Consider the following 20721-nt stretch of genomic DNA (forward strand, 5'->3'; position numbering starts at 1 on the left):
GGCTTCCCGCGGTGCGCGGTCCCGGCCGGTCTCGCCGAGTCCCTGCGGAGCGTCGAATCACGCACCCCATATGAACCGGGAACGGCGAATCGGACAATACTCAGTGTGACCAACGACGCCGACATCATCCGGCTCTCCCTGGATCGACCAGCGGAGTTCGCCGAGATCTTCGTGCGTCACGCCAAGCCGGTCGGTGCGTTCGCCGCCCGTCGCGTGGGACGCAACGCAGCGCAGGACGTCCTCAGCGAGACGTTCCTCATCGCGTTCCGCCGGCGGGGCTCGTTCGACACCGACACCTGGGAGTCGGCGCGTCCGTGGCTGCTCGGCATCGCGTCTCGCGTGGCAGGCAAGCACTTCCGAGACGAGGCTGCGCAGTGGCGGGCCTTCGCTGCCGAGTCGCGAAGCGGCGCTACGTCGTCTGACGGTGCGCTGGACGCGGCCGGCGAGCGCTTGGATGCCGCAGCCTCGGTGCGCCTCCTCGCACCACTCATCGCCGGTCTGCCGCGTCGCGACCGCGACACGCTTCTGCTGTATGCCTGGGGCAACCTCACGTACGAGGAGATCGGGCAGGCACTCGGAGTGCCGACGGGAACCGTGCGCTCACGGCTGCATCGCGTGCGGCAGAAGCTCACCGAGGGAGTCGGCGCTGTCGCAGCCGACGGGGACAGCACGGGAGGTGGGATCGATGGACGTGTGGGAACTCGTGCGTGAAGTCGGCCGTGACGTCGAGCTCGACGAGCAGAGCGAACGAGCAGCGGAGCGGATGCTGCGACAGGCGATCGCGGGCGAGAGCGCACGCAAGCGCCGGTTCCGCTGGGCGCTCGGCGGCGGAATCGGAGGGGCCGTGCTCGCGGGAGCCGCGGCGACGACCATCGCCGTGTCGATGCTGAACTCGACCCCGCCGGTCGTGCAGCCGTCACCCGACGCCGGCGTGCGGCAGACGCCCGTCGTCACCGTCGAACCGGCTCCGGAGCCGAGCCCCTCCGAGCCGACGCCGTCCGCACCCACGGCGCAGGACGTCTTGGAGGATGCCGCGGCGCTGGCAGCCTCGTCGGCGGGATCGGTGATGGCGGACGGAAGGTACCTGCGGGTCGAGCACACGATCGAGCAGCTCGTCCTCTTCGCGGAGGACGCCCCGGAGAGCCCCTACAACGCCGGCCGTGAGACGGCGACCGCCGCCTGGGTGTCGACGGGGACGTGGGTGCAGTACATCCCCGCTGACAGGTCCGGGGAGTGGGTTCGCGTGTTCGAGCCGGAGCGCGAGATCACGGGCCGGTTCGGGGCGGCGACCGATGAGCTGATCGAGCAGTGGCTCGGAGACAGCGGAGTCGCCGAGCAGATCGTGCACCGCGTGCAGGGCGGAACGGTCGAGTCCTTCGAAGGGGAGGTGCTCCCCGGGTCGGATGCGTACTTCGCAGAGATGCCCGAGGACCCGGCTGCGCTCCTGCAGTGGAACCGGGACAGGGTCGGAGGGGCGAACCTCTCCGCTGACGAGCCGGTCGACGCCGCGGTGGTGATCATGCTCATCCAGGATCTCGAGATGAACGCCGCCCCGCCGGTGCTGCGAGCGGCGATGTTCCGCGCACTCGGGATGGTGCCGGGCGCCGAGATGGTCGCTTCCGGCCCGTCGACGTCGACCATCGCGTACGTCTTCTCCGGCGGCCGTCGCGAGACGCTGACCATCGACACGACGACGGGCCTCGTGACGTCGCGGTCGACCACGCTCGGGCCCGGTTCCGGGGTGGTGCCCGAATCGATTCCGGACTACTCGTACACCACCGCGATCACGGTGGTGGAAGAGGCGCCCTGACCCCGCGCGCGACCGCAAGCTTCACCTTCGAGTGGAGGGTGAAGCGACTCCTCCGTCCGATCGGCTGAGCCGCGGCGTGCGGCACCGAGGTGTCGGCGGCGCTCGTTAGGCTCGATCCGTGGCATCCGACTCCTTCGTTCATCTGCATGTCCACAGCGAGTACTCGATGCTCGACGGCGCCGCCCGGATCGGGCCGATGGTGCAGGAGGCCGCGCGCCTCGACATGCCGGCAATCGCCGTCACCGATCACGGCAACACGTTCGCGGCGTACGAGTTCTACAAGACCGCGAAAGACGCCGGCATCAAGCCGATCATCGGCATCGAGGCGTACGTCACGCCGGGCACACACCGCTCCGACAAGGCGCGCGTTCGCTGGGGCACCCCCGAGCAGAACGACGACGACGTGTCGGGTTCGGGCGCCTACACGCACATGACCCTGCTCTCGCAGAGCACCGAGGGCATGCACAACCTGTTCCGCCTCTCGTCGCTCGCGAGCATCGAGGGCTACTACTTCAAGCCCCGCATGGACCGCGACTTGCTGCAGAAGTACGGCAAGGGCCTCATCGCGACGACCGGATGCCCGTCCGGCGAGGTGCAGACCCGGCTGCGCCTCGGCCAGTACGACGCCGCGCGCGCGGCGGCGGCCGAGTTCCAGGATCTCTTCGGCAAGGAGAACTACTTCGCCGAGATCATGGACCACGGGCTGTCCATCGAGCGCCGGGTGATGACCGATCTGCTGAAGATCGCCAAGGATCTCGACATCCCACTCGTCGCGACCAACGATCTGCACTACACGCACCAGCACGACGCGAAGAGCCACGCGGCGCTGCTCTGCGTGCAGTCGGGCTCGACGCTCGACGACCCGAAGCGCTTCAAGTTCGACGGCGACGGCTACTACGTGAAGACGCCGGCCGAGATGCGCCAGGTCTTCCGCGATCACTCCGAGGCGTGCGACAACACCCTCCTGATCGCCGAGCGCTGCGACGTCGAGTTCAACACGAGCGCCAACTACATGCCGCGGTTCCCCGTGCCGGCGGGCGAGACCGAGGAGTCCTGGTTCGTCAAGGAGGTCGAGAACGGCCTCCACGACCGGTACCCCGGCGGCATCCCCGACGAGGTGCGCAAGCAGGCCGAGTACGAGACGAGCGTCATCGTCCAGATGGGCTTCCCCGGCTACTTCCTCGTCGTCGCGGACTTCATCAATTGGGCGAAGCGCAACGGCATCCGCGTCGGTCCCGGCCGTGGCTCCGGCGCCGGCTCCATGGCCGCCTACGCGATGAAGATCACCGATCTCGACCCGCTGCAGCACGGCCTGATCTTCGAGCGGTTCCTCAACCCCGACCGCGTCTCGATGCCCGACTTCGACGTCGACTTCGATGACCGCCGACGCGGCGAGGTCATCCAGTACGTCACCGAGAAGTACGGCGACGAGCGCGTCGCGCAGATCGTCACGTATGGCACGATCAAGGCCAAGCAGGCCCTGAAGGACGCGGGGCGCGTGCTGGGCTTCCCGTTCAGCATGGGGGAGAAGCTCACCAAGGCGATGCCCCCGGCCGTGATGGGCAAGGACATGCCGCTCGAGGGCATGTTCGACAAGGACCACCCCCGCTTCAAAGAGGCGTCCGAGTTCCGGGCACTGATCGAGACGGATGCCGAGGCCAAGACGGTGTTCGACACCGCGGTCGGGCTCGAGAACCTCAAGCGTCAGTGGGGCGTCCATGCCGCCGGCGTGATCATGTCGTCCGAGCCGCTGATCGACATCATCCCGATCATGAAGCGCGAGCAGGACGGCCAGATCGTCACGCAGTTCGACTACCCGGCATGCGAGTCGCTCGGCCTGATCAAGATGGACTTCCTGGGGCTGCGCAACCTCACGATCATCAACGACGCACTCGACAACATCGAGGCCAACCGGGGTCATCCGCTCGTCCTCGAAGACCTCACGCTCGACGACGCCGAGTCGTACGAACTCCTCTCCCGCGGCGACACGCTCGGCGTCTTCCAGCTGGACGGCGGGCCGATGCGCTCGCTCCTGCGGCTCATGAAGCCCGACAATTTCGAAGACATCTCGGCCGTCATCGCGCTGTACCGACCCGGGCCGATGGGCGCGAACTCGCACATCAACTACGCCCTGCGCAAGAACGGGCAGCAGGAGATCACCCCGATCCACGAGGAGTTCCGCGAATCGCTCGCCGACATCCTCGACACCAGCTACGGCCTGATCATCTACCAGGAGCAGGTCATGGCGATCGCGCAGCGCGTCGCCGGCTTCAGCCTCGGCCAGGCCGACATCCTCCGCCGCGCCATGGGCAAGAAGAAGAAGTCCGAGCTCGACAAGCAGTTCGAGGGCTTCCAAGCCGGCATGCACGCGAACGGCTACTCCGACGCCGCGATCCAGAAGCTGTGGGAGATCCTCCTGCCGTTCTCGGACTACGCCTTCAACAAGGCGCACTCGGCGGCGTACGGACTCGTCTCGTACTGGACGGCCTACCTCAAAGCGCACTATCCGGCCGAGTACATGGCCGCGCTGCTGACGAGTGTCGGCGACTCCAAGGACAAGATGGCGGTGTACCTCAACGAGTGCCGCCGGATGGGCATCAAGGTGCTCCCGCCCGACGTCGGCCAGTCGATCCGGTACTTCGCGGCCGTCGGGGAAGACATCCGCTTCGGCCTCGGCGCCGTGCGCAACGTGGGCGCCAACGTCGTCGACGGCATCGTGAGCGCGCGCGCCACCGAGGGCTACGTGAGCTTCCACGACTTCCTGACGAAGGTGCCGATCCACGTCGCCAACAAGCGCACGGTCGAGTCGCTCATCAAGGCGGGCGCGTTCGACTCGCTCGGCTCCACGCGACGCGCACTCATGGAGATCCACGAGGACGCCACCGAGGCAGCCGTCGAGACGAAGCGCAAGGCGGCGACGGGCGCCATCGGGTTCGACTTCGACAGCCTGTACGACGAGGCGGAGGAGGTCGTACCGGCGAAGGTTCCCGAGCGGCCGGAGTGGACCAAGAAGGACAAGCTCGCCTTCGAGCGGGAGATGCTCGGCCTCTACGTGTCCGATCACCCCCTCGCGGGGCTCGAGATCCCGCTCGCCAAGCACGCGTCCACGAGCATCCACGACCTGCTGTCGTCCGACGACGTCTCCGATGGCGACCAGGTGACGGTCGCCGGGCTGGTGACGAGCGTGCAGCACCGCGTGGCCAAGGCCAGCGGCAACCCGTACGGCATGATCACCGTCGAGGACTTCAACGGCGAGGTCACCGTGATGTTCATGGGGAAGACCTACACCGAGTTCAGCTCCATGCTCGTGGCCGACTCCATCCTGGTCGTCCGCGGCCGAGTGTCGCGTCGCGACGACGGGCTCAACCTGCACGCGCAGTCGGCGTTCGCGCCCGACCTCGGGTCGATGGATGCCTCGGGCCCGCTCGTGCTCGTGCTGCCCGAGCGGCGCGCGAGCGAGACGACGATCGGCGAGCTCGCGCGGATGCTCGAGCGTCACCCGGGCGAGACCGAGGTGTCGATCAAGCTGCACGCGGGATCGGTCGCGAAGGTGTTCGAGATCCCGCACCAGGTTCGCCTCACGGCCGATCTCTACGGCGAGCTGAAGGGCCTCCTCGGCCCGCAGTGCCTGGGGTGACGGCATCCCATCTCATTTCCGTCTCATGAGGCGTGAGTAGCATGAAATCGACGTATGCCGCCGTGTGCGGCCGGAAGGGAACATCGTGACCGACGATCAGCTGGCTGGGGAATTCCACGCCGATGCAGAGCAGAACCACCACGAGGAGCCGCCCCAGTACGGGGTCGGTCCGTTCTCGATCCGCGAGGTCGCGCTCGTCGGGGTGTGGCTGATCGCGTTCGTCGTCTCGTTCTTCTCGATCGATGAAGGACGATTCAACTCGGTCTGGACGGCGAGCATCCTCTGGATCCTCTCGATCGGCGTGCCTACTGTCGCCGTGTTCCTCATCGTCCTGCGCCGTCTCTCGCCGACCGGCATCCGTCGCGTCGGTTCGTTGGGCATCGACCAGTTCGCCTCCGTGGCATTCTCGGTGGCGTCGATCGTGTGGCTGCAGCTCGTCTGGGAGACCGTCGCGTTCGCCATGGACAGCGGCCGCTGGGTGCGCACGTGGGTCATCTGGGTCGAGCTCGTCCTCATGCTCATCGGCGTCGTGCTGACGGTGTTCGCGCCGCTCCTGCCGTCGATCGGCCAGGACTTCCGCGGCCGCCCCGAGATCCCCGCCCACCGCAACGCCCGTCAGATCCGCCCGATCTCGCCGCGCCCCGCCGCGCCGCGGGCCCAGGCGCCCGAGAGCGCCGGGTTCGGCGACTACGCACCTCCGGCGGCCCAGCCGGCGTCCGCTCCCGGCGCGGCTGGCTACGACGCTCACGAGCCCGCGACCGCGACGACCGTCTTCGAGCCGGCGCAGACGCGCGACACCTTCGAACCCGTCGAGGCCCAGGCCGGCGCCGAGTCCGCCACGGCTCAGCCCGCGACAGCTGAGCCCGTTGCGGAGGCCGCGTCCGAGCCGGTGGCCGAGCCGGCCCCGCGCCATCAGGCGTTCTGGGCCCTCGTGCCCGAGGAGCGCGACGTCGTCGACGAGATCGGCATTCCGGTGTTCCGCATCGGCCCGACCGCGTGGGCGCTCGTGATCGAAGACCGCGGCGACACGTTCGTGGTGCGCCACGAGGACGGCCGCATCGGCTACCTGCGCGACGTCTCCGGCGTCACCCGCGGCTGATCTCCCGCACGTCGCTCTTCGCCGGGTCGTCCGCGACCCGGCGAAGAGCATGAAAGGCACGCGCTAGCGTAGAAGTATGCTCCGGACGATCGATCTTCGGGGGCGCACGCTGTCTCCCGCCGAACTCCTCGGAACGGTGCCGCGGGCGACCGCCGCACGTGAAGAGGCCCTCGCGACGGCGGCGCGCATCGTCGCCGACGTCGCCTCGCACGGCGAGACGGCGCTGCGCGACCAGGCGGAGAAGTTCGACGGGGTGACCGGCCACGACATCCGTGTTCCCGCGTCGCACCTCGACGAGGCGCTGGAGTCGCTCGACCCGGCCGTGCGCGATGCCCTCGAGCAGGCGATCCAGCGCGTGCGTGAGGCGTCCGCGGCTCAGGTGCCCGCGCCGAGCACCACGCAGCTCGCCCCCGGCGCGCGGGTGATGCAGCGCTGGCAGCCGGTGCGGCGCGTCGGGCTGTACGTCCCCGGCGGCAAGGCGGTGTACCCGTCGAGCGTCGTCATGAACGTCGTCCCGGCGCAGGTGGCCGGCGTGACCGAGATCGCGCTCGCCTCCCCGCCGCAGCGCGAGCACGGCGGCCGCGTTCACCCTGTGATCCTCGGGGCGGCCAAGCTGCTCGGGGTCGACGAGGTCTACGCGATGGGCGGTGCCGGAGCGATCGGCGCCCTCGCACACGGCGTCGCCGTGCTCGGCCTCGATCCGGTCGATGTCGTGACCGGTCCCGGCAACAACTTCGTCGCGGCTGCCAAGCGCGCGGTGGCCGGACTGGTGGGGACGGATGCCGAAGCCGGCGCCACCGAGATCCTCATCGTGGCCGACGACAGCGCCGACCCCCGGCTCGTGGCCGTCGACCTGATCAGCCAGGCCGAGCACGACGAGCAGGCGTCGGCGGTGCTCGTGACGGACTCGGAGAGTCTGGCCGAGGCCGTGGCCGCCGAAGTCGCGCCGCGCGCCGCAGCCACCCGTCACTCCTCCCGCATTGCGGCGGCCCTGGCAGGACCGCAGTCCGCCATCGTCCTCGTCGACGATCTCGACGCGGCGACCGCGTTCAGCAACGCCTACGCCCCCGAGCACCTCGAACTGCACCTGCGCGACCCGCGGCCCGAGCGGTTCGTGCACGCCGGTGCCGTGTTCGTCGGCGCTGACTCGCCGGTGAGCCTCGGCGACTACCTCGCCGGCAGCAACCACGTGCTGCCGACCGGGGGGCAGGCCCGCTATTCCGCGGGGCTCTCGGCGGCGACCTTCCTGCGCCCGCAGCAGGTCATCGAGTACGACCACTCCGCGCTCGAATCGGTGCGCGAGGCGATCGTGGTCCTGGCCGAGGCCGAGGCGCTGCCGGCGCACGGGGAGGCCGTCGTCGCGCGTTTCGAGCCGCCGGCGGGCTGACCCGCGTAGTCTGTCTCTGCTATGCACTGTCCGTTCTGCCGCCACTCCGATTCGCGCGTCATCGACTCCCGCACCAGCGACGACGGTCTCAGCATCCGTCGCCGTCGTCAGTGCCCGGAGTGCGGAGGCCGCTTCACGACGATCGAGACCGCCAGTCTCAACGTGATCAAGCGCTCCGGCGTGATCGAGCCCTTCAGCCGCGAGAAGGTCATGTCCGGTGTGCGCAAGGCCTGTCAGGGCCGCCCGGTGACCGAGGCCGACCTCGCCGTCCTCGCGCAGACGGTGGAGGAGACGGTGCGCCAGACCGGCGCCTCGCAGCTCGACACCAACGAGATCGGGCTGGCGATCCTCGGCCCGCTGCGCGAGCTGGATGAGGTGGCGTACCTGCGGTTCGCGAGCGTGTACCAGGCGTTCGACTCGCTCGAGGACTTCGAGTCGGCGATCGACCAGCTCCGGGCCGATCACCAGGACCGCCGCGCGCGCAGCGTCGCCGACTAGCTGTACTGCCCAGGGAGGTTGGTTAACCGGGTGATCGGTGGGACCTTGCCGATGGCGGTGTGGGGCCGGTGGTGATTGTAGTGATGCAGCCATGCGGGCAGTGCGCCGCGGCGGGCTGACTCGGAGTTGTAGTGCCGGCTGAACGCCCATCCGTCGGCGAGGGTGCGGTGGAATCGTTCGATCTTCCCGTTGGTTTGCGGCCGGTAGGGGCGGGTTTTCTTCGGCCGGATGCCGAGCTCGGCGCAGGCGTCGCGCCAGGCGTGGGACTTGTAGGCGGAGCCGTTGTCGGAGAGCACTCGTTCGACGATCACACCACGCGCTGCGAACCACGAGGTCGCCCGGCGGAGCACCCCGATCGCCGTTACCGCGGTCTCGTCATCATGGATCTCGGCATAGGCGACGCGGGAGTTGTCGTCGATGACGGTGTGCACGAACGCGTGCCGCATCAGCACGCCACTGTGTCGGCTGCTGCGTTCCTTGCCCGGCGTTGCTGATCTGTTCCGATCTCCTTGCTGCTTGCCGACCATCCGCCAGCCGCCGCCGTTGGGGATGTTGCCGAGCTTCTTCACGTCGACATGGATCATCGCGCCCGGGTAGGCATGCTCATAACGGCGAACCGGCTCACCCGTTCGGACATCGACGTGCCGCAGTCGGTGCAACCGGCAGCGCACGAGGACGGCATGAACAGTCGAAGCAGGCATGGCCAGCCTCCCGCCGATTCCGACCGGACCGAGCCGCTTCTTCCATCGCAGATGCACAATCCGCCGCACCACGTCCTCCGGCGTCCTGTTCGGCGACCGATGCGGACGGGAGGACCTGTCCTGCATCCCCGACTCGCCCATCGCCGCGTATCTCTCAGCCCACCGCTTCGCAGTCGGCCACGACACATGGAAGAACACCGCCGCGTGCGCGATGGACCACCCATCGTCGACAATCAGTTTCCCGATCCGCAACCGTTGGATCGGAGTCAGAGCAGCATTAGCGTGGGACATCGAGGGCCTCCTCGTCGGAACGGAACCTAAGCAGCTCCACTCCAACGCAGGAGGTCCTCTCACGCCCGAACGACTACAGCGAGTCGTCGCAAATCAACCAACGTCCCTGGGCAGTACAACTAGCCGGCGTCGGAGGTCGCCGGACCGACCGGATAGCCTGGACGGGATGTATCCCCTCCTCTTCCGGACCGTTCTGTCGCGCATGGATCCCGAGACCGCGCACCACGCGGCGATGGTCGTCATCCGAATCCTCGGCGTCCGGCCCTTTTCATGGGCGGCGCGCGCGCTGACCCGTCCCGACCGGCGGCTCGCGACGTCGGCGCTCGGTCTCGCCTTCGACTCGCCGTTCGGCGTGGCAGCCGGCTTCGACAAGGACGTCACGGGCGCGGAGGGGCTGTTCGCCCTCGGCTTCGGCCACGTCGAGGTGGGCACGCTCACGGCCATTCCGCAGGAGGGCAACCCGCGGCCGCGACTGTTCCGGCTGATCCCCGACCGCGCGGTCGTGAACCGGATGGGGTTCAACAACCACGGCGCCGAGGCCGCCGCGCGGCGCCTCGAGAGGCTGCGCCGTCGGCGGCGCCGCGGCGTCATCGGCGTCAACATCGGCAAGAGCCGCGTGGTCGACGTCGACGACGCGACCGCGGACTACGTCCGCAGCGCCACCCTGGTCGCGCCGCTCGCGGACTACCTGGTCGTCAACGTGTCGTCGCCCAACACGCCGGGGCTGCGCGGACTGCAGGCGGTCGAGACGCTCCGCCCGCTGCTGGAGGCCGTGCACGTCGCCGCCGGCGCGACCCCCCTGCTCGTCAAAATCGCCCCCGACCTTCCGGACGACGAAGTGGTCGCTGTTGCCCAGCTCGCCGTCGATCTCGATCTGGCAGGACTCATCGCGACGAACACCACGATCTCGCGCGAGGGGCTCGTGACCGACCCCGCCATCGTCGAGAGGGCGGGTGCCGGGGGACTGTCCGGTGCTCCGCTCAAGGCGCGTGCGCTCGAGGTGCTCCGACTGGTCCGCACGGCTGTGCCCGACGACTTCTGCGTCATCTCGGTCGGCGGCGTCGAGACGTCGGGGGATGTGCGTGAGCGATTGGATGCCGGAGCCACGCTCGTACAGGGCTACTCGGCGTTCCTCTACCGCGGCCCGCTCTGGGCCCGGCAGATCAACCGCGGCCTCGTCAGGGGCCGCTGAGCCGCGGCATCCCGGACCACCGCCATCGTGGCGGCGGCGACAGGATTCACACGGGGCGCTGGCCGCGCTTGACCTGCGGCTTGGGCAGGCGCAGGAAGCGCATCTGGACGGTGCGCATGGCGGCGTACCAGCCGAGGCCCTTTTCGACCTTGTCGACGCCGAACTTCGCCTTGACTGCGCGCTTGGCGTTGATCGAGGTGAGCACCATGTCGCCGATGACGAACAGGATGAAGATCCACAGCGCGACGAACGAGTAGTACTGCACCTCGGGCACCGGGATGAAGGTGGCGAGGATCACGACGACCATCGCGGGCATCACGGCCTCGCCGAGGTGCCAGCCGGCGTCGACGTAGTCGCGCACGAACTTGCGCTGCGGGCCCTGATCGCGGGCGGGGAGGTAGCGCGGGTCGCCGGCGGCCATGCCGACGCGCGCCTTGTCGCGCTGCGTCTGGAGCTCGGCGCGTGCGCGGGCCTTGGCCTCTTTGGTGTCGGGGACGAGGGGCCGCTTGCGCGCGGCCTCCCGCTCGGCCCGGGTGGGCGTCGCGCGTCCCTTCCCGCTCACGGGCACGCCGTTGAGCACCGTTCCGTCGGAGGGGGCGTCGTTGGACGCAGGTGCTGCGGAGTTCTTGGCCACGATGATCCTCGGGTGCGTGTGCGGGGGTGCACTTAAGATTACCCGCATGACCAGTGAGCTCTCCCGACAGGATGCTGTGCGCGACGCCGCGGCCTCCGGCATCCCCTCTGCCCTCGCCGATCTCGGAGCGCTCGTGCGCATCCCGTCGATCGCCTTCCCCGGTTTCGACGCCGCCCCGATGCAGCGCAGCGCGGAGGCGGTCGCCGACCTCGTGCGGGCCACCGGGCTGTTCGAGACCGTTGAGATCCGCAGCGCCGCCATCCCCGGCACCGACGAGCAGGGCAAGCCTGCCGTCCTGGCGAGCCGTCCGGCGCGCAACGGGCGTCCGACGATCCTGCTGTACGCCCACCACGACGTGCAGCCCGTCGGCGACGAGGCCCTCTGGGAGTCGCCGCCCTTCGAGCCCACCGTGCGCGGCGGCCGACTCTACGGTCGCGGCGCGGCCGACGACAAGGCGGGCGTGATGGCGCACATCGCCGCCCTGCGTGCGCTGAAGGAGGCGCTCGGCGACGACTTCGACCTGGGTGTCGCGCTGTTCTTCGAGGGCGAGGAGGAGGCGGGCTCGCGCTCCTTCGCGCAGTTCCTGTCCGACAACGCCGACGCCCTGCGCGCCGATGTCATCGTGGTCGCGGACTCGGGCAACTGGGACGACAAGACGCCGGCGCTGACCGTGTCGCTGCGCGGCAACACGCGCTTCACCCTGCGCGTGAAGACCCTCGACCACGCCTCGCACTCCGGCATGTTCGGGGGAGCGGTGCCCGACGCCATGATGGCGACGGTGAAGCTGCTCGCGACCCTCTGGGACGCCGACGGCGCGGTCGACGTGGAGGGCCTCACCGAGCGCGACGCGGAAACTCCCGAGTACAGCGAGGAGACGCTGCGCGACGAGGCCGGGCTGCCCGCTGGCGTCTCACCCGTCGGCCGGGGCACGATCCTCAGCCGGATCTGGAACAAGCCCTCCATCACCGTCACCGGCATCGACGCGCCCAGCGTCGCCAACGCGTCCAACACCCTGAGCCCCGAGGTCACCGTCGTGATCAGCGCGCGCATCGCACCGGGTCAGCCGGCCCGCGAGGCGTACGCCGCGATCGAGGCTCACCTGCGGGAGCATGCACCGTTCGGGGCGGAGCTGACGTTCACCGATCAGGACTTCGGCGACGCGTTCCTCGTCGACACGTCCGGCTGGGCGGTCGCGGCCGCGCGCGAGGCGCTCCACGAGGGCTACGGCGTCGAGTCGGTCGACATCGGCGTCGGCGGGTCGATCCCGTTCATCGCCGATCTGGTGCGCGAGTTCCCCGGCGCCCAGATCCTCGTGACCGGCGTCGAGGACCCGCACGCCCGTGCGCACAGCCCGAACGAGTCGCTGCACCTCGAGACGTTCCGCAATGCCGTGCTCTCCGAGGCGCTGCTGCTCGAGAAGCTCGACGCGCGCGACGACCGGGGCTGACACGCCGCGCTCGGAGCCGGTTCTCGGACTACGGGCGTAGAATCGCAGCATCCCGCCGCCCGGTGAAGATCACCGAAACAGGCGGCCGTCCGGAGGAGTGCCATGACCGACACTGCGCTGTCGACCGACCAGTCCGTTCGCGAACACGGCGTCGAGCTGACCGATGCCGCCTCGCTCAAGGTGAAGAGCCTCCTGTCGCAGGAAGGCCGCGATGACCTGCGTCTGCGCGTCGCCGTGCAGCCGGGCGGATGCAGCGGGCTCATCTACCAGCTGTACTTCGACGAGCGATATCTCGACGGAGACAAGACGGTCGACTTCGACGGCGTCGAGGTCATCGTCGACGACATGAGCGTCCCGTACCTCGACGGCGCGAAGATCGACTTCAAGGACACGATCTCCGAGCAGGGGTTCACGATCGACAACCCCAACGCGGCAGGCAGCTGCGCCTGCGGCGACAGCTTCCACTGATCCGAGCAGAATTTCCTCAGGCCCGGCGCCCCCTTCGGAGGGCGCCGGGCCTGCGGTTTTCCGTTCGAGGAACACGGTCGAACCTGGGCGGATGGCCTGAATCGCCTGCATGCTTGCCCTAGACTGAGGAGAGTCCTGTTCGCGACCCGGAAAGGTGCACCGTGCCCTCGAAACGCCGTATCCGCTGGGCCGTTCTCCCCGTCGGGATCGCAACGGCCGCAGTACTCGCCGGATGCACCCCGACCGAGCTGCACGGCTTCTTGCCCGGCTTCGTCGAGAGCGGCCAGCCCGCCACGAACCGCACCGACATGGTCGCCGGTCTGTGGGTCAACTCGTGGATCGTTCTTCTGGCCGTCGGCGTCATCACGTGGGGCCTCATGGGCTGGGCTGCGATCGCGTACCGCCGTCGGCGCGGCCAGGTCGGGCTTCCCGTCCAGCTGCGCTACAACATGCCGATCGAGATCTTCTACACGATCGTGCCCCTGATCCTCGTGATCGGGTTCTTCGCCTTCACCGCGCGCGATCAGACGATCCTCGAGACGCAGTACGAAGACCCCGACGTGTCGATCGTCGCGATCGGCAAGCAGTGGGCCTGGGACTTCCAGTACGACGGCGAGACCGAAGACGACACCGTGTGGACCATGGGCGTCCAGGCGCAGACCGACGAGCAGGGCAACATCGTCACCGAGCTGCCGACCCTCGTGCTGCCGGTCGACAAGACGGTCAAGATCAAGCTGCAGTCCCGCGACGTCATCCACTCGTTCTGGATCATCGACTTCCTGTACAAGAAGGATATGTACATCGGGAAGGACAACTACTGGTCGTTCACGCCCACCCGCGAGGGGGAGTACGCCGGCAAGTGCGCCGAGCTGTGCGGCCAGTACCACTCGATGATGCTGTTCAACGTCGAGGTCGTCAGCGAGGCGGAGTACGAGGACTACCTCGACTCGCTGCGCGAGGCCGGCCAGACCGGTGACATCAACGACCAGTACGACCGACTCCAGAATCTGCCCGGCACGGGTGCGAGCTCCGAGGGAGACAACTGATCATGGCGACGACGCTTCCGCTTCAGGAGACGGCGCACGGTCGCCCGACCACCCTGCCGCCCCGTCAGGCCGCACTGCTCAGCGCTTCGCGCGTCGAGCAGAAGGGCAACATCATCGTCAAGTGGATCACCTCCACCGACCACAAGACGATCGGCTACCTCTACCTCATCTCATCGGTGCTGTTCTTCCTCCTCGGTGGAGTGATGGCGCTGATCATCCGTGCTGAGCTCTTCGAGCCGGGAATGCAGATCCTCCCGACGAAGGAGCAGTACAACCAGCTGTTCACGATGCACGGCACGATCATGCTGCTCATGTTCGCGACGCCGCTCTTCGCGGGCTTCGCGAACGCGATCCTGCCTCTGCAGATCGGTGCGCCCGACGTCGCCTTCCCGCGACTGAATGCCTTCGCCTTCTGGCTGTTCCTGTTCGGCTCGACCATCGCCGTCGCCGGCTTCCTCACCCCGCAGGGTGCGGCGGCGTTCGGCTGGTTCGCGTATCAGCCGCTCGCGAATGCCAGCTTCTCGCCAGGTGTGGGCGGCAATCTCTGGATGCTCGGCCTCGGCATGAGCGGTTTCGGCACGATCCTCGGCGCCGTGAACTTCATCACCACGATCATCACCATGCGCGCTCCCGGCATGACGATGTGGCGGATGCCGATCTTCTCGTGGAACACGCTGATCACCAGCATCCTGATTCTCATGGCCTTCCCGGTGCTGGCCGCCGCGATCCTCGCCGCAGCCGCAGACCGCGTGCTCGGCGCCCACATCTACGACCCTGCCAACGGCGGAGTCCTGCTCTGGCAGCACCTGTTCTGGTTCTTCGGGCACCCAGAGGTGTACATCATCGCGCTGCCGTTCTTCGGCATCGTCTCGGAGGTCTTCCCGGTCTTCAGCCGCAAGCCGATCTTCGGATACAAGACGCTCGTCTACGCCACCATCGCGATCGCCGCGCTGTCGGTCGCGGTGTGGGCGCACCACATGTACGTGACCGGTGCGGTGCTGCTGCCATTCTTCGCGCTGATGACCATGCTGATCGCCGTCCCGACCGGCGTGAAGATCTTCAACTGGATCGGAACGCTCTGGCGAGGGTCCGTCACGTTCGAGACGCCGATGGTCTTCGCGCTCGGCTTCCTGGTGTCGTTCGTGTTCGGCGGTCTCACCGGCGTGATCCTCGCGTCGCCGCCGCTCGACTTCGTGCTCTCCGACACGTACTTCGTGGTCGCGCACTTCCACTACGTCGTGTTCGGCACGGTGGTGTTCGCGATGTTCGCCGGCTTCTACTTCTGGTGGCCCAAGTGGACCGGGAAGATGCTCAACGAGCGCCTCGGCATGGTGCACTTCTGGATGCTGTTCATCGGCTTCCACATGACCTTCCTGATCCAGCACTGGCTGGGCGTCGACGGCATGGTGCGTCGCTACGCGGACTACTCGGCAGCTGACGGCTGGACCTGGCAGAACCAGGTCTCGACGGTCGGCGCGATCCTCCTCGGCGCGTCGATGATCCCCTTCCTGTTCAACGTGTGGGTCACCGCACGCAAGGCGCCGCGTGTGACCGTGAACGATCCGTGGGGCTACGGCGCATCGCTCGAATGGGCGACCTCGTGCCCGCCGCCGCGCCACAACTTCACGTCGATCCCGCGCATCCGCAGCGAGCGTCCGGCGTTCGACCTGAACCACCCCGAGGCGGGCATCCCCGTCGGCGTCGGCCCCGCGAAGGACGCGCCCGAAGCCCCGGTTGTCGACGTGGCCGACGGAGAGGTGAAGTAAGTGCGCACCAACACCGGACTGTGGTGGCTCCTCGCCGCGTTCTTCGCCCTCGTGGGCGTCATCTACACGATCTGGAACATCCTCGCCCACCCCGACGTGCCGTGGTACAACGGCATCGAGTGGGTCGGCTCCGTCGCCCTGATCTTCACGGCGCTGATGGGCGCGCTGATCGCGTTCTACATCGGTCGCGTGCACAACGCCCAGGGCGGCGAGCTTCCCGAAGACATCCTGACGGCCGACATCGATGACGGCGATCCCGAGCTCGGCGAATTCAGCCCGTGGTCGTGGTGGCCCATCGTCCTCGCCTTCTCGGCAGCCCTCGCGATGATCGGACTGGCCGTCGGCGCCTGGATGGTGCCGATCGGCGTGGGCGTGTTCGTCGTGGCGATCGTCGGCTGGGTGTACGAGTACTACCGCGGGTACTTCGCGCGCTGATCGTGCCGTTTCGGCCTTCTCGCGTGCGGCTGCGTGCCGCCGCCGTCTCCGACACCGGAGCGTATCGCTCCGTCAACCAGGACGCCGCCTTCACGGCGCCCTGGGGCGGCGCGGTCGCAGACGGCGTGGGCGGCGGGCCGGCGGGCGATCTCGCCTCGGCGGCGTTCGTCCATCGTCTGGCCGCAGGCCGGATCGGATCCGTCGACGCTGAGGCCCTCACCGTGAGCGTGCGTGCGGCGAACTGGGACCTGCGAGCGCACGTCGAACGCGATCCTGCGCTGAACGGTATGGCGACGACGTTCACCGGTGTCTTCGTGTCGGAGAACGACACGCTGCTGCTCGCCCACACCGGAGACTCCCGCGCGTACCTGATGCGCGATGGTGTGCTGACGCAGCAGACGCGTGACGACTCGTACGTGCAGGTGCTGGTCGAGCGCGGGCTGGTCGCTGAAGCGGATGCCGCGTCCCACCCGCGCCGCAACCTCATCACCGCCTCGCTGAGCGGCGGCGAGCGTGATCGCGTGACGGTGGCCGAGCATGAGGCGCGACCGGGGGACCGCTGGCTGCTGTGCAGCGACGGACTCACCGACTACGTGCCGCAGAGCGACATCGCCGCGGTCGTCGCCCGCTGCGACAGTGCTGCCGAGGCAGCCGGTGCCGCGGTGGCGCTGGGGCTGACGGCCGGAACCCGCGACAACGTGACCGTCGTGGTCTGCGACGTCGAGGTCGGGCACCCGGAGCCGCTCGCGGTGAGCAGCCAGACGTCGTTCTACGGCGCGGCCGCAGCCCGGTTCACCGAGGGCCTGGAATCGGCCTGATGGGCGCTCAGGAGAGGGCTCAGCCCGCGACGGGCGATCGTACGACCATCACCTGAGGGTCGAAGACGCGGGGGAGTGCGCCCGCGTCGTTCTCGGTGGGCTGGCCCTCGCGGACCCAGTACTCGTACCCGCCGATCATCTCGCGCACCTGGTACCCGAGCTTGGCGAACTGCAGGGCGCCCTTCGTGCCCGCGTTGCAGCCGGGGCTCCAGCAGTACACGACGACGGGGACGTCGCGGTCGAGCTCGGCGGCCGCGCGCGTCGCGATCTGCTGGTACGGCATGTGCACGGCTCCGGCGATCCGCCCCTGGGTCCATGCCTCATCGCCTCGAACGTCGACGAGGACGAACGACTCGCCCGCCTTCTGCGCGGCGTACACGTCGGAAGAATCGGTCTCGAGGGCGAGCTTGGCGGAGAAGTAGTCGACAGCTGTGGTCATGCGTCCACGTTACGACCGCCGCGTGCGCGCGGGCGGTCACGGGCCGATGATTTCCTGCCGTTGGCGTGGCTGCGACGCAGAACGCCCCGGCGACGAACCCTCGAGGGGTTGTGCCGGGGCGTTCAGGCGGAGTTCGACCTACTGGTCGTTCCCCTTGTCGTGATTGCGCTTCTTTTCGCCGTCGTCGGGAATGATCACATTCGTGGGACGGACGGCGGTCTCGGAGTTGCGACCGTCGTCGAGCGGCACGTGCGGGGCATCCGGCACGCCGGCACGCTCGTGCGCACCCTGGATCTCGGCATCCTCTTCCTCGGCGATGTGGTCGAGGGTGTGGTGCTGGTGCGAGAGAGCCTCGTCGAGCTCCGCCTGCGTGACGGGGGAGAGGCGGTCCTCGAAGAACCAGCGCGAGATCGAGGCACGGAGATTCTCGTGCCACGGGATACGACCGCGAGCGTTCGGGCGCACGACGAGCGGCTCGTACGTCTCGAAGTCGACCAGCTTGTAGCGCTCGTACTCGTCGACGGGCTGGTGCACCTCGATGTACTCGCCACCGGGGAGCCGGACGATGCGGCCCGACTCGTAGCCGTGAAGCGCGATCTCGCGATCCTTCTTCTGCAGCGCGAGGGCGATGCGCTTGGAGACGAAGTACGCCACGATCGGGCCGATGACCAGCAGGGCCTGGAGGGTGTGGATGACGCCCTCCATCGTGAGCCAGAAGTGGGTCGCGATGATGTCGGACGCAGCCGCGGCCCACAGCACCGCGTAGAAGGTCACACCGGCTGCGCCGATGGCCGTGCGGGTCGGGGCGTTTCGCGGGCGCTGAGCGATGTGGTGCTCGCGCTTGTCTCCGGTCACCCACGCCTCGATGAAGGGGTAGATGAGCACGACGACGATGAACAGCCCGAGGCCGACGAGCGGAACCAGGATGTTGAACGACCAGGTGCGGTCGAGGAACACGAACTCCCAGCCCGGAGGCACCAGGCGCAGGGCACCGTCGGCGAAGCCGATGTACCAGTCGGGCTGCGTGCCGGCGGAGACGGGCGACGGGTCGTACGGTCCGTAGTTCCAGATCGGGTTGATCGTGAACAGCGCCGCGATGAGCGCGATCACGCCGAACGTGATGAACAGGAAGCCGCCCATCTTCGACATGTAGACCGGCATCATCGGGTAGCCGACGACGTTGCTGTTCGCGCGGCCGGGACCGCCGAACTGCGTGTGCTTGTTGATCACCATCAGCATGAGGTGCAGCACCAGCAGGCCGACGAGGATCGCGGGCAGCAGGAGGATGTGCAGCGAGTACAGGCGGCCGACGATCGCGGTGCCCGGGAACTCGCCGCCGAAGAGCAGGAACGACGTCCACGTGCCGATGAGCGGGATGCCCTTGACCATGCCGTCGATGATGCGCAGGCCGTTGCCCGACAGGACGTCGTCGGGGAGCGAGTAGCCGGTGAAGCCCTCACCCAGCGCGAGGATGAAGAGGATGAAGCCGATCACCCAGTTCAGCTCACGCGGCTTGCGGAAGGCGCCGGTGAAGAACACGCGCAGCATGTGCACGCCGATGCCCGCGATGAACACGAGCGCGGCCCAGTGGTGCATCTGACGCACCAGGAGCCCGCCGCGCAGATCGAACGAGATCTCCAGCGTGGAGGCCATGGCCGCCGACATCTCGATGCCGCGCATCGGCAGGTAGGCGCCGGTGTAGTGGGTTTCGACCATCGACGCCTGGAAGAAGAACGTCAGGAACGTGCCGGTGAGCAGCACGACGACGAAGCTCCACAGCGCGATCTCGCCGAGCATGAAGGACCAGTGGTCGGGGAAGATCTTGCGGCCGAGCTCCTTGACGAAGCCCGACAGGCTGGTGCGCTCGTCGATGTAGTTCGACGCCGCGCCGATGAAGCGGCCGCCGAGCGGCTTATCGCGGGGCGTCGTGGCCGGGGGAGCCTCGACGAGGTTCTCGGTTTCGGTTGCGGTGCTCAATGACGCTCCCAGAAGCTCGGGCCGACGGGTTCGGTGAAGTCGCTGCGGGCGACCAGGTAGCCCTCGGCGTCGACCGTGATCGGCAGCTGCGGCAGCGGACGGGCGGCCGGCCCGAAGATGACCTTCGCGGCGTCGGTCACGTCGAACTGCGACTGATGGCACGGGCACAGCAGATGGTGGGTCTGCTGCTCGTACAGGGCGACCGGGCAGCCGACGTGCGTGCAGACCTTGGAGTACGCCACGATGCCGTCGTACGACCAGTCGGCGCGCTCCGGGGTCTCGATCAGGTCGTCCGGGAGCAGGCGCATGAGGAGGACGATCGCCTTCGCCTTCTCCTCGAGGTAGCCGTCGCTGTGCGAGAGTTCGGCGAGCTCCTCGGGGATGACGTGCACGGCCGAGCCCAGCGTCACGTCGGCGGCGCGGATCGGCTCACCGCTCGGGTCGTGTGCGAGGCGCGAGCCCTCTTTCCACATGGTGTGGGTGAGGAGAGCGACGGGGTTCCCGCCTTCAGGGTGCTCCGGCGTGTCCTGCGGCGCGAGACCGCGGAACAGCACGATCGCGGGCGCGACCGACGCGACGAGCGCGGCGATCATCGAGTTGCGGATCATGGTGCGGCGGCCGAAGCCCGAGTCTTCGTTCGCGTCGGCGAATGCCTGGATCGCCGCCTCGCGGGTCGCATCGCGGCCGCGGGTCGCGTGACGGGGCTCGACGTACTCGCGGTCGGACATGACGGCCTTCGACCAATGGATCGCCGCAACGCCGATGGCGAGCAGCGCGAAGGCGATGCCGAGGCCGATGAAGAGGTTGTTGTTGCGGATGTCGGTCATCCGGCCGCTCTCGATCGGGAAGAGCATGTAGGCCGCGATGGCCCAGATGCTTCCGGCGATCGAGAGGTAGAAGAGCGTGTACACCGTGCGGACGGCGGCCTTCATGGCCTTCGGGTCCTTGTCGGTCATCCGCTCGCGATGCGGAGGGAGCTCCGGGGCGCGCACCGGGTCGGTGACCGCGACGGCGAGCCCGGGGGAGGGCTTCCAGGAAGCCCTCTCGTGCTCGAGCGGGTCGTCCTCGTGTGCCAT

The 20721-nt window shown here is 68.4% G+C and carries 18 protein-coding genes; 13 read left to right on the top strand and 5 right to left on the bottom strand.

What is annotated here, in order from left to right:
• The first annotated feature begins 105 nt into the window (after window positions 1-105).
• The 6 genes from JX005_RS07420 (at window position 106) to nrdR (ending at window position 8431) form a co-directional block, all read left to right on the top strand.
• The gene (locus tag JX005_RS07420; RefSeq protein ID WP_214466796.1) at window positions 106-711 is read left to right on the top strand and encodes an RNA polymerase sigma factor; all 606 of its coding nucleotides are present in this window, start codon (window positions 106-108) and stop codon (window positions 709-711) included.
• Window positions 686-1810, top strand: coding sequence for a hypothetical protein (locus JX005_RS07425; protein WP_214466797.1), 1125 nt, complete (start codon window positions 686-688; stop codon window positions 1808-1810). The genes JX005_RS07420 and JX005_RS07425 overlap by 26 nt, the downstream gene beginning before the upstream one ends.
• Window positions 1811-1928: 118 nt before the next feature.
• Window positions 1929-5447 carry a DNA polymerase III subunit alpha gene (dnaE, locus tag JX005_RS07430; RefSeq protein ID WP_214466798.1) on the top strand — a complete coding sequence of 1173 codons (3519 nt, stop codon included), beginning with the start codon at window positions 1929-1931 and terminating at the stop codon, window positions 5445-5447.
• A gap of 85 nt (window positions 5448-5532) precedes the next feature.
• Window positions 5533-6546 (top strand): hypothetical protein, encoded by a 1014-nt coding sequence (locus tag JX005_RS16080; protein ID WP_307858528.1) that lies wholly within the window; start codon window positions 5533-5535, stop codon window positions 6544-6546.
• 76 nt (window positions 6547-6622) lie between these two features.
• On the top strand, window positions 6623-7933 hold the full coding sequence (gene hisD / locus JX005_RS07440; protein ID WP_214466799.1) for a histidinol dehydrogenase: 1311 nt from the start codon (window positions 6623-6625) through the stop codon (window positions 7931-7933).
• Between the two features lie 21 nt (window positions 7934-7954).
• Window positions 7955-8431 (top strand): transcriptional regulator NrdR, encoded by a 477-nt coding sequence (gene nrdR, locus JX005_RS07445; protein WP_214466800.1) that lies wholly within the window; start codon window positions 7955-7957, stop codon window positions 8429-8431.
• Here the strand turns inward: nrdR and JX005_RS07450 are convergent.
• On the bottom strand, window positions 8428-9423 hold the full coding sequence (locus JX005_RS07450) for an IS481 family transposase (protein ID WP_214466801.1): 996 nt from the start codon (window positions 9421-9423) through the stop codon (window positions 8428-8430). The two genes, nrdR and JX005_RS07450, sit on opposite strands and share 4 nt — an antisense overlap.
• A 166-nt stretch (window positions 9424-9589) precedes the next feature.
• Here JX005_RS07450 and JX005_RS07455 point away from each other — a divergent pair, with 166 nt between their 5' ends.
• Window positions 9590-10615: a quinone-dependent dihydroorotate dehydrogenase gene (locus tag JX005_RS07455; RefSeq protein WP_214466802.1), complete on the top strand. Its 1026-nt coding sequence runs from the start codon at window positions 9590-9592 to the stop codon at window positions 10613-10615.
• A 46-nt stretch (window positions 10616-10661) separates the two neighbouring features.
• Here the strand turns inward: JX005_RS07455 and JX005_RS07460 are convergent, their stop codons facing one another.
• Window positions 10662-11249, bottom strand: coding sequence for a DUF3043 domain-containing protein (locus JX005_RS07460; protein ID WP_214466803.1), 588 nt, complete (start codon window positions 11247-11249; stop codon window positions 10662-10664).
• A 46-nt stretch (window positions 11250-11295) separates the two neighbouring features.
• On the opposite strand from JX005_RS07460, the gene JX005_RS07465 reads away from it, so the two are divergent.
• From JX005_RS07465 to JX005_RS07490, 6 genes are all read left to right on the top strand, one after another.
• Window positions 11296-12696, top strand: a complete 1401-nt coding sequence (locus JX005_RS07465; protein ID WP_214466804.1) for a dipeptidase — start codon at window positions 11296-11298, stop codon at window positions 12694-12696.
• A 102-nt stretch (window positions 12697-12798) separates the two neighbouring features.
• The gene (erpA, locus tag JX005_RS07470) at window positions 12799-13164 is read left to right on the top strand and encodes an iron-sulfur cluster insertion protein ErpA (protein ID WP_214466805.1); all 366 of its coding nucleotides are present in this window, start codon (window positions 12799-12801) and stop codon (window positions 13162-13164) included.
• A gap of 161 nt (window positions 13165-13325) precedes the next feature.
• Complete coding sequence (gene ctaC, locus JX005_RS07475; protein ID WP_214466806.1) at window positions 13326-14210, top strand: aa3-type cytochrome oxidase subunit II; 885 nt, start codon at window positions 13326-13328, stop codon at window positions 14208-14210.
• A gap of 2 nt (window positions 14211-14212) precedes the next feature.
• Window positions 14213-15976, top strand: a complete 1764-nt coding sequence (gene ctaD / locus JX005_RS07480) for an aa3-type cytochrome oxidase subunit I (protein WP_214466807.1) — start codon at window positions 14213-14215, stop codon at window positions 15974-15976.
• Complete coding sequence (locus JX005_RS07485; RefSeq protein WP_214466808.1) at window positions 15977-16411, top strand: cytochrome c oxidase subunit 4; 435 nt, start codon at window positions 15977-15979, stop codon at window positions 16409-16411.
• 23 nt (window positions 16412-16434) lie between these two features.
• The gene (locus JX005_RS07490; protein ID WP_307858529.1) at window positions 16435-17229 is read left to right on the top strand and encodes a PP2C family protein-serine/threonine phosphatase; all 795 of its coding nucleotides are present in this window, start codon (window positions 16435-16437) and stop codon (window positions 17227-17229) included.
• A gap of 19 nt (window positions 17230-17248) precedes the next feature.
• Here the strand turns inward: JX005_RS07490 and JX005_RS07495 are convergent, their stop codons facing one another.
• The 3 genes from JX005_RS07495 to qcrA form a co-directional block, all read right to left on the bottom strand.
• Window positions 17249-17668: a rhodanese-like domain-containing protein gene (locus tag JX005_RS07495; protein WP_214466810.1), complete on the bottom strand. Its 420-nt coding sequence runs from the start codon at window positions 17666-17668 to the stop codon at window positions 17249-17251.
• 138 nt (window positions 17669-17806) lie between these two features.
• The gene (gene qcrB, locus JX005_RS07500; RefSeq protein ID WP_214466811.1) at window positions 17807-19645 is read right to left on the bottom strand and encodes a cytochrome bc1 complex cytochrome b subunit; all 1839 of its coding nucleotides are present in this window, start codon (window positions 19643-19645) and stop codon (window positions 17807-17809) included.
• Entirely contained in the window at window positions 19642-20721 is a 1080-nt protein-coding gene (gene qcrA, locus JX005_RS07505) for a cytochrome bc1 complex Rieske iron-sulfur subunit (RefSeq protein ID WP_214466812.1), read from the bottom strand. Before qcrA ends, qcrB begins: the two co-directional genes overlap by 4 nt.

The organism is Microbacterium flavescens (assembly GCF_018588945.1).
Classification (GTDB): domain Bacteria; phylum Actinomycetota; class Actinomycetes; order Actinomycetales; family Microbacteriaceae; genus Microbacterium; species Microbacterium flavescens.

Excerpts from the sequence above, each read along its gene's own strand:
- JX005_RS07425 (WP_214466797.1), top strand. The coding sequence starts at position 686 with ATGGACGTGTGGGAACTCGTGCGTGAAGTCGGCCGTGACGTCGAGCTC.
- hisD (WP_214466799.1), top strand. The coding sequence starts at position 6,623 with ATGCTCCGGACGATCGATCTTCGGGGGCGCACGCTGTCTCCCGCCGAA.
- nrdR (WP_214466800.1), top strand. The coding sequence starts at position 7,955 with ATGCACTGTCCGTTCTGCCGCCACTCCGATTCGCGCGTCATCGACTCC.
- JX005_RS07450 (WP_214466801.1), bottom strand. The coding sequence starts at position 9,423 with ATGTCCCACGCTAATGCTGCTCTGACTCCGATCCAACGGTTGCGGATC.
- JX005_RS07455 (WP_214466802.1), top strand. The coding sequence starts at position 9,590 with ATGTATCCCCTCCTCTTCCGGACCGTTCTGTCGCGCATGGATCCCGAG.
- JX005_RS07465 (WP_214466804.1), top strand. The coding sequence starts at position 11,296 with ATGACCAGTGAGCTCTCCCGACAGGATGCTGTGCGCGACGCCGCGGCC.
- erpA (WP_214466805.1), top strand. The coding sequence starts at position 12,799 with ATGACCGACACTGCGCTGTCGACCGACCAGTCCGTTCGCGAACACGGC.
- ctaD (WP_214466807.1), top strand. The coding sequence starts at position 14,213 with ATGGCGACGACGCTTCCGCTTCAGGAGACGGCGCACGGTCGCCCGACC.
- JX005_RS07495 (WP_214466810.1), bottom strand. The coding sequence starts at position 17,668 with ATGACCACAGCTGTCGACTACTTCTCCGCCAAGCTCGCCCTCGAGACC.
- qcrA (WP_214466812.1), bottom strand. The coding sequence starts at position 20,721 with ATGGCACACGAGGACGACCCGCTCGAGCACGAGAGGGCTTCCTGGAAG.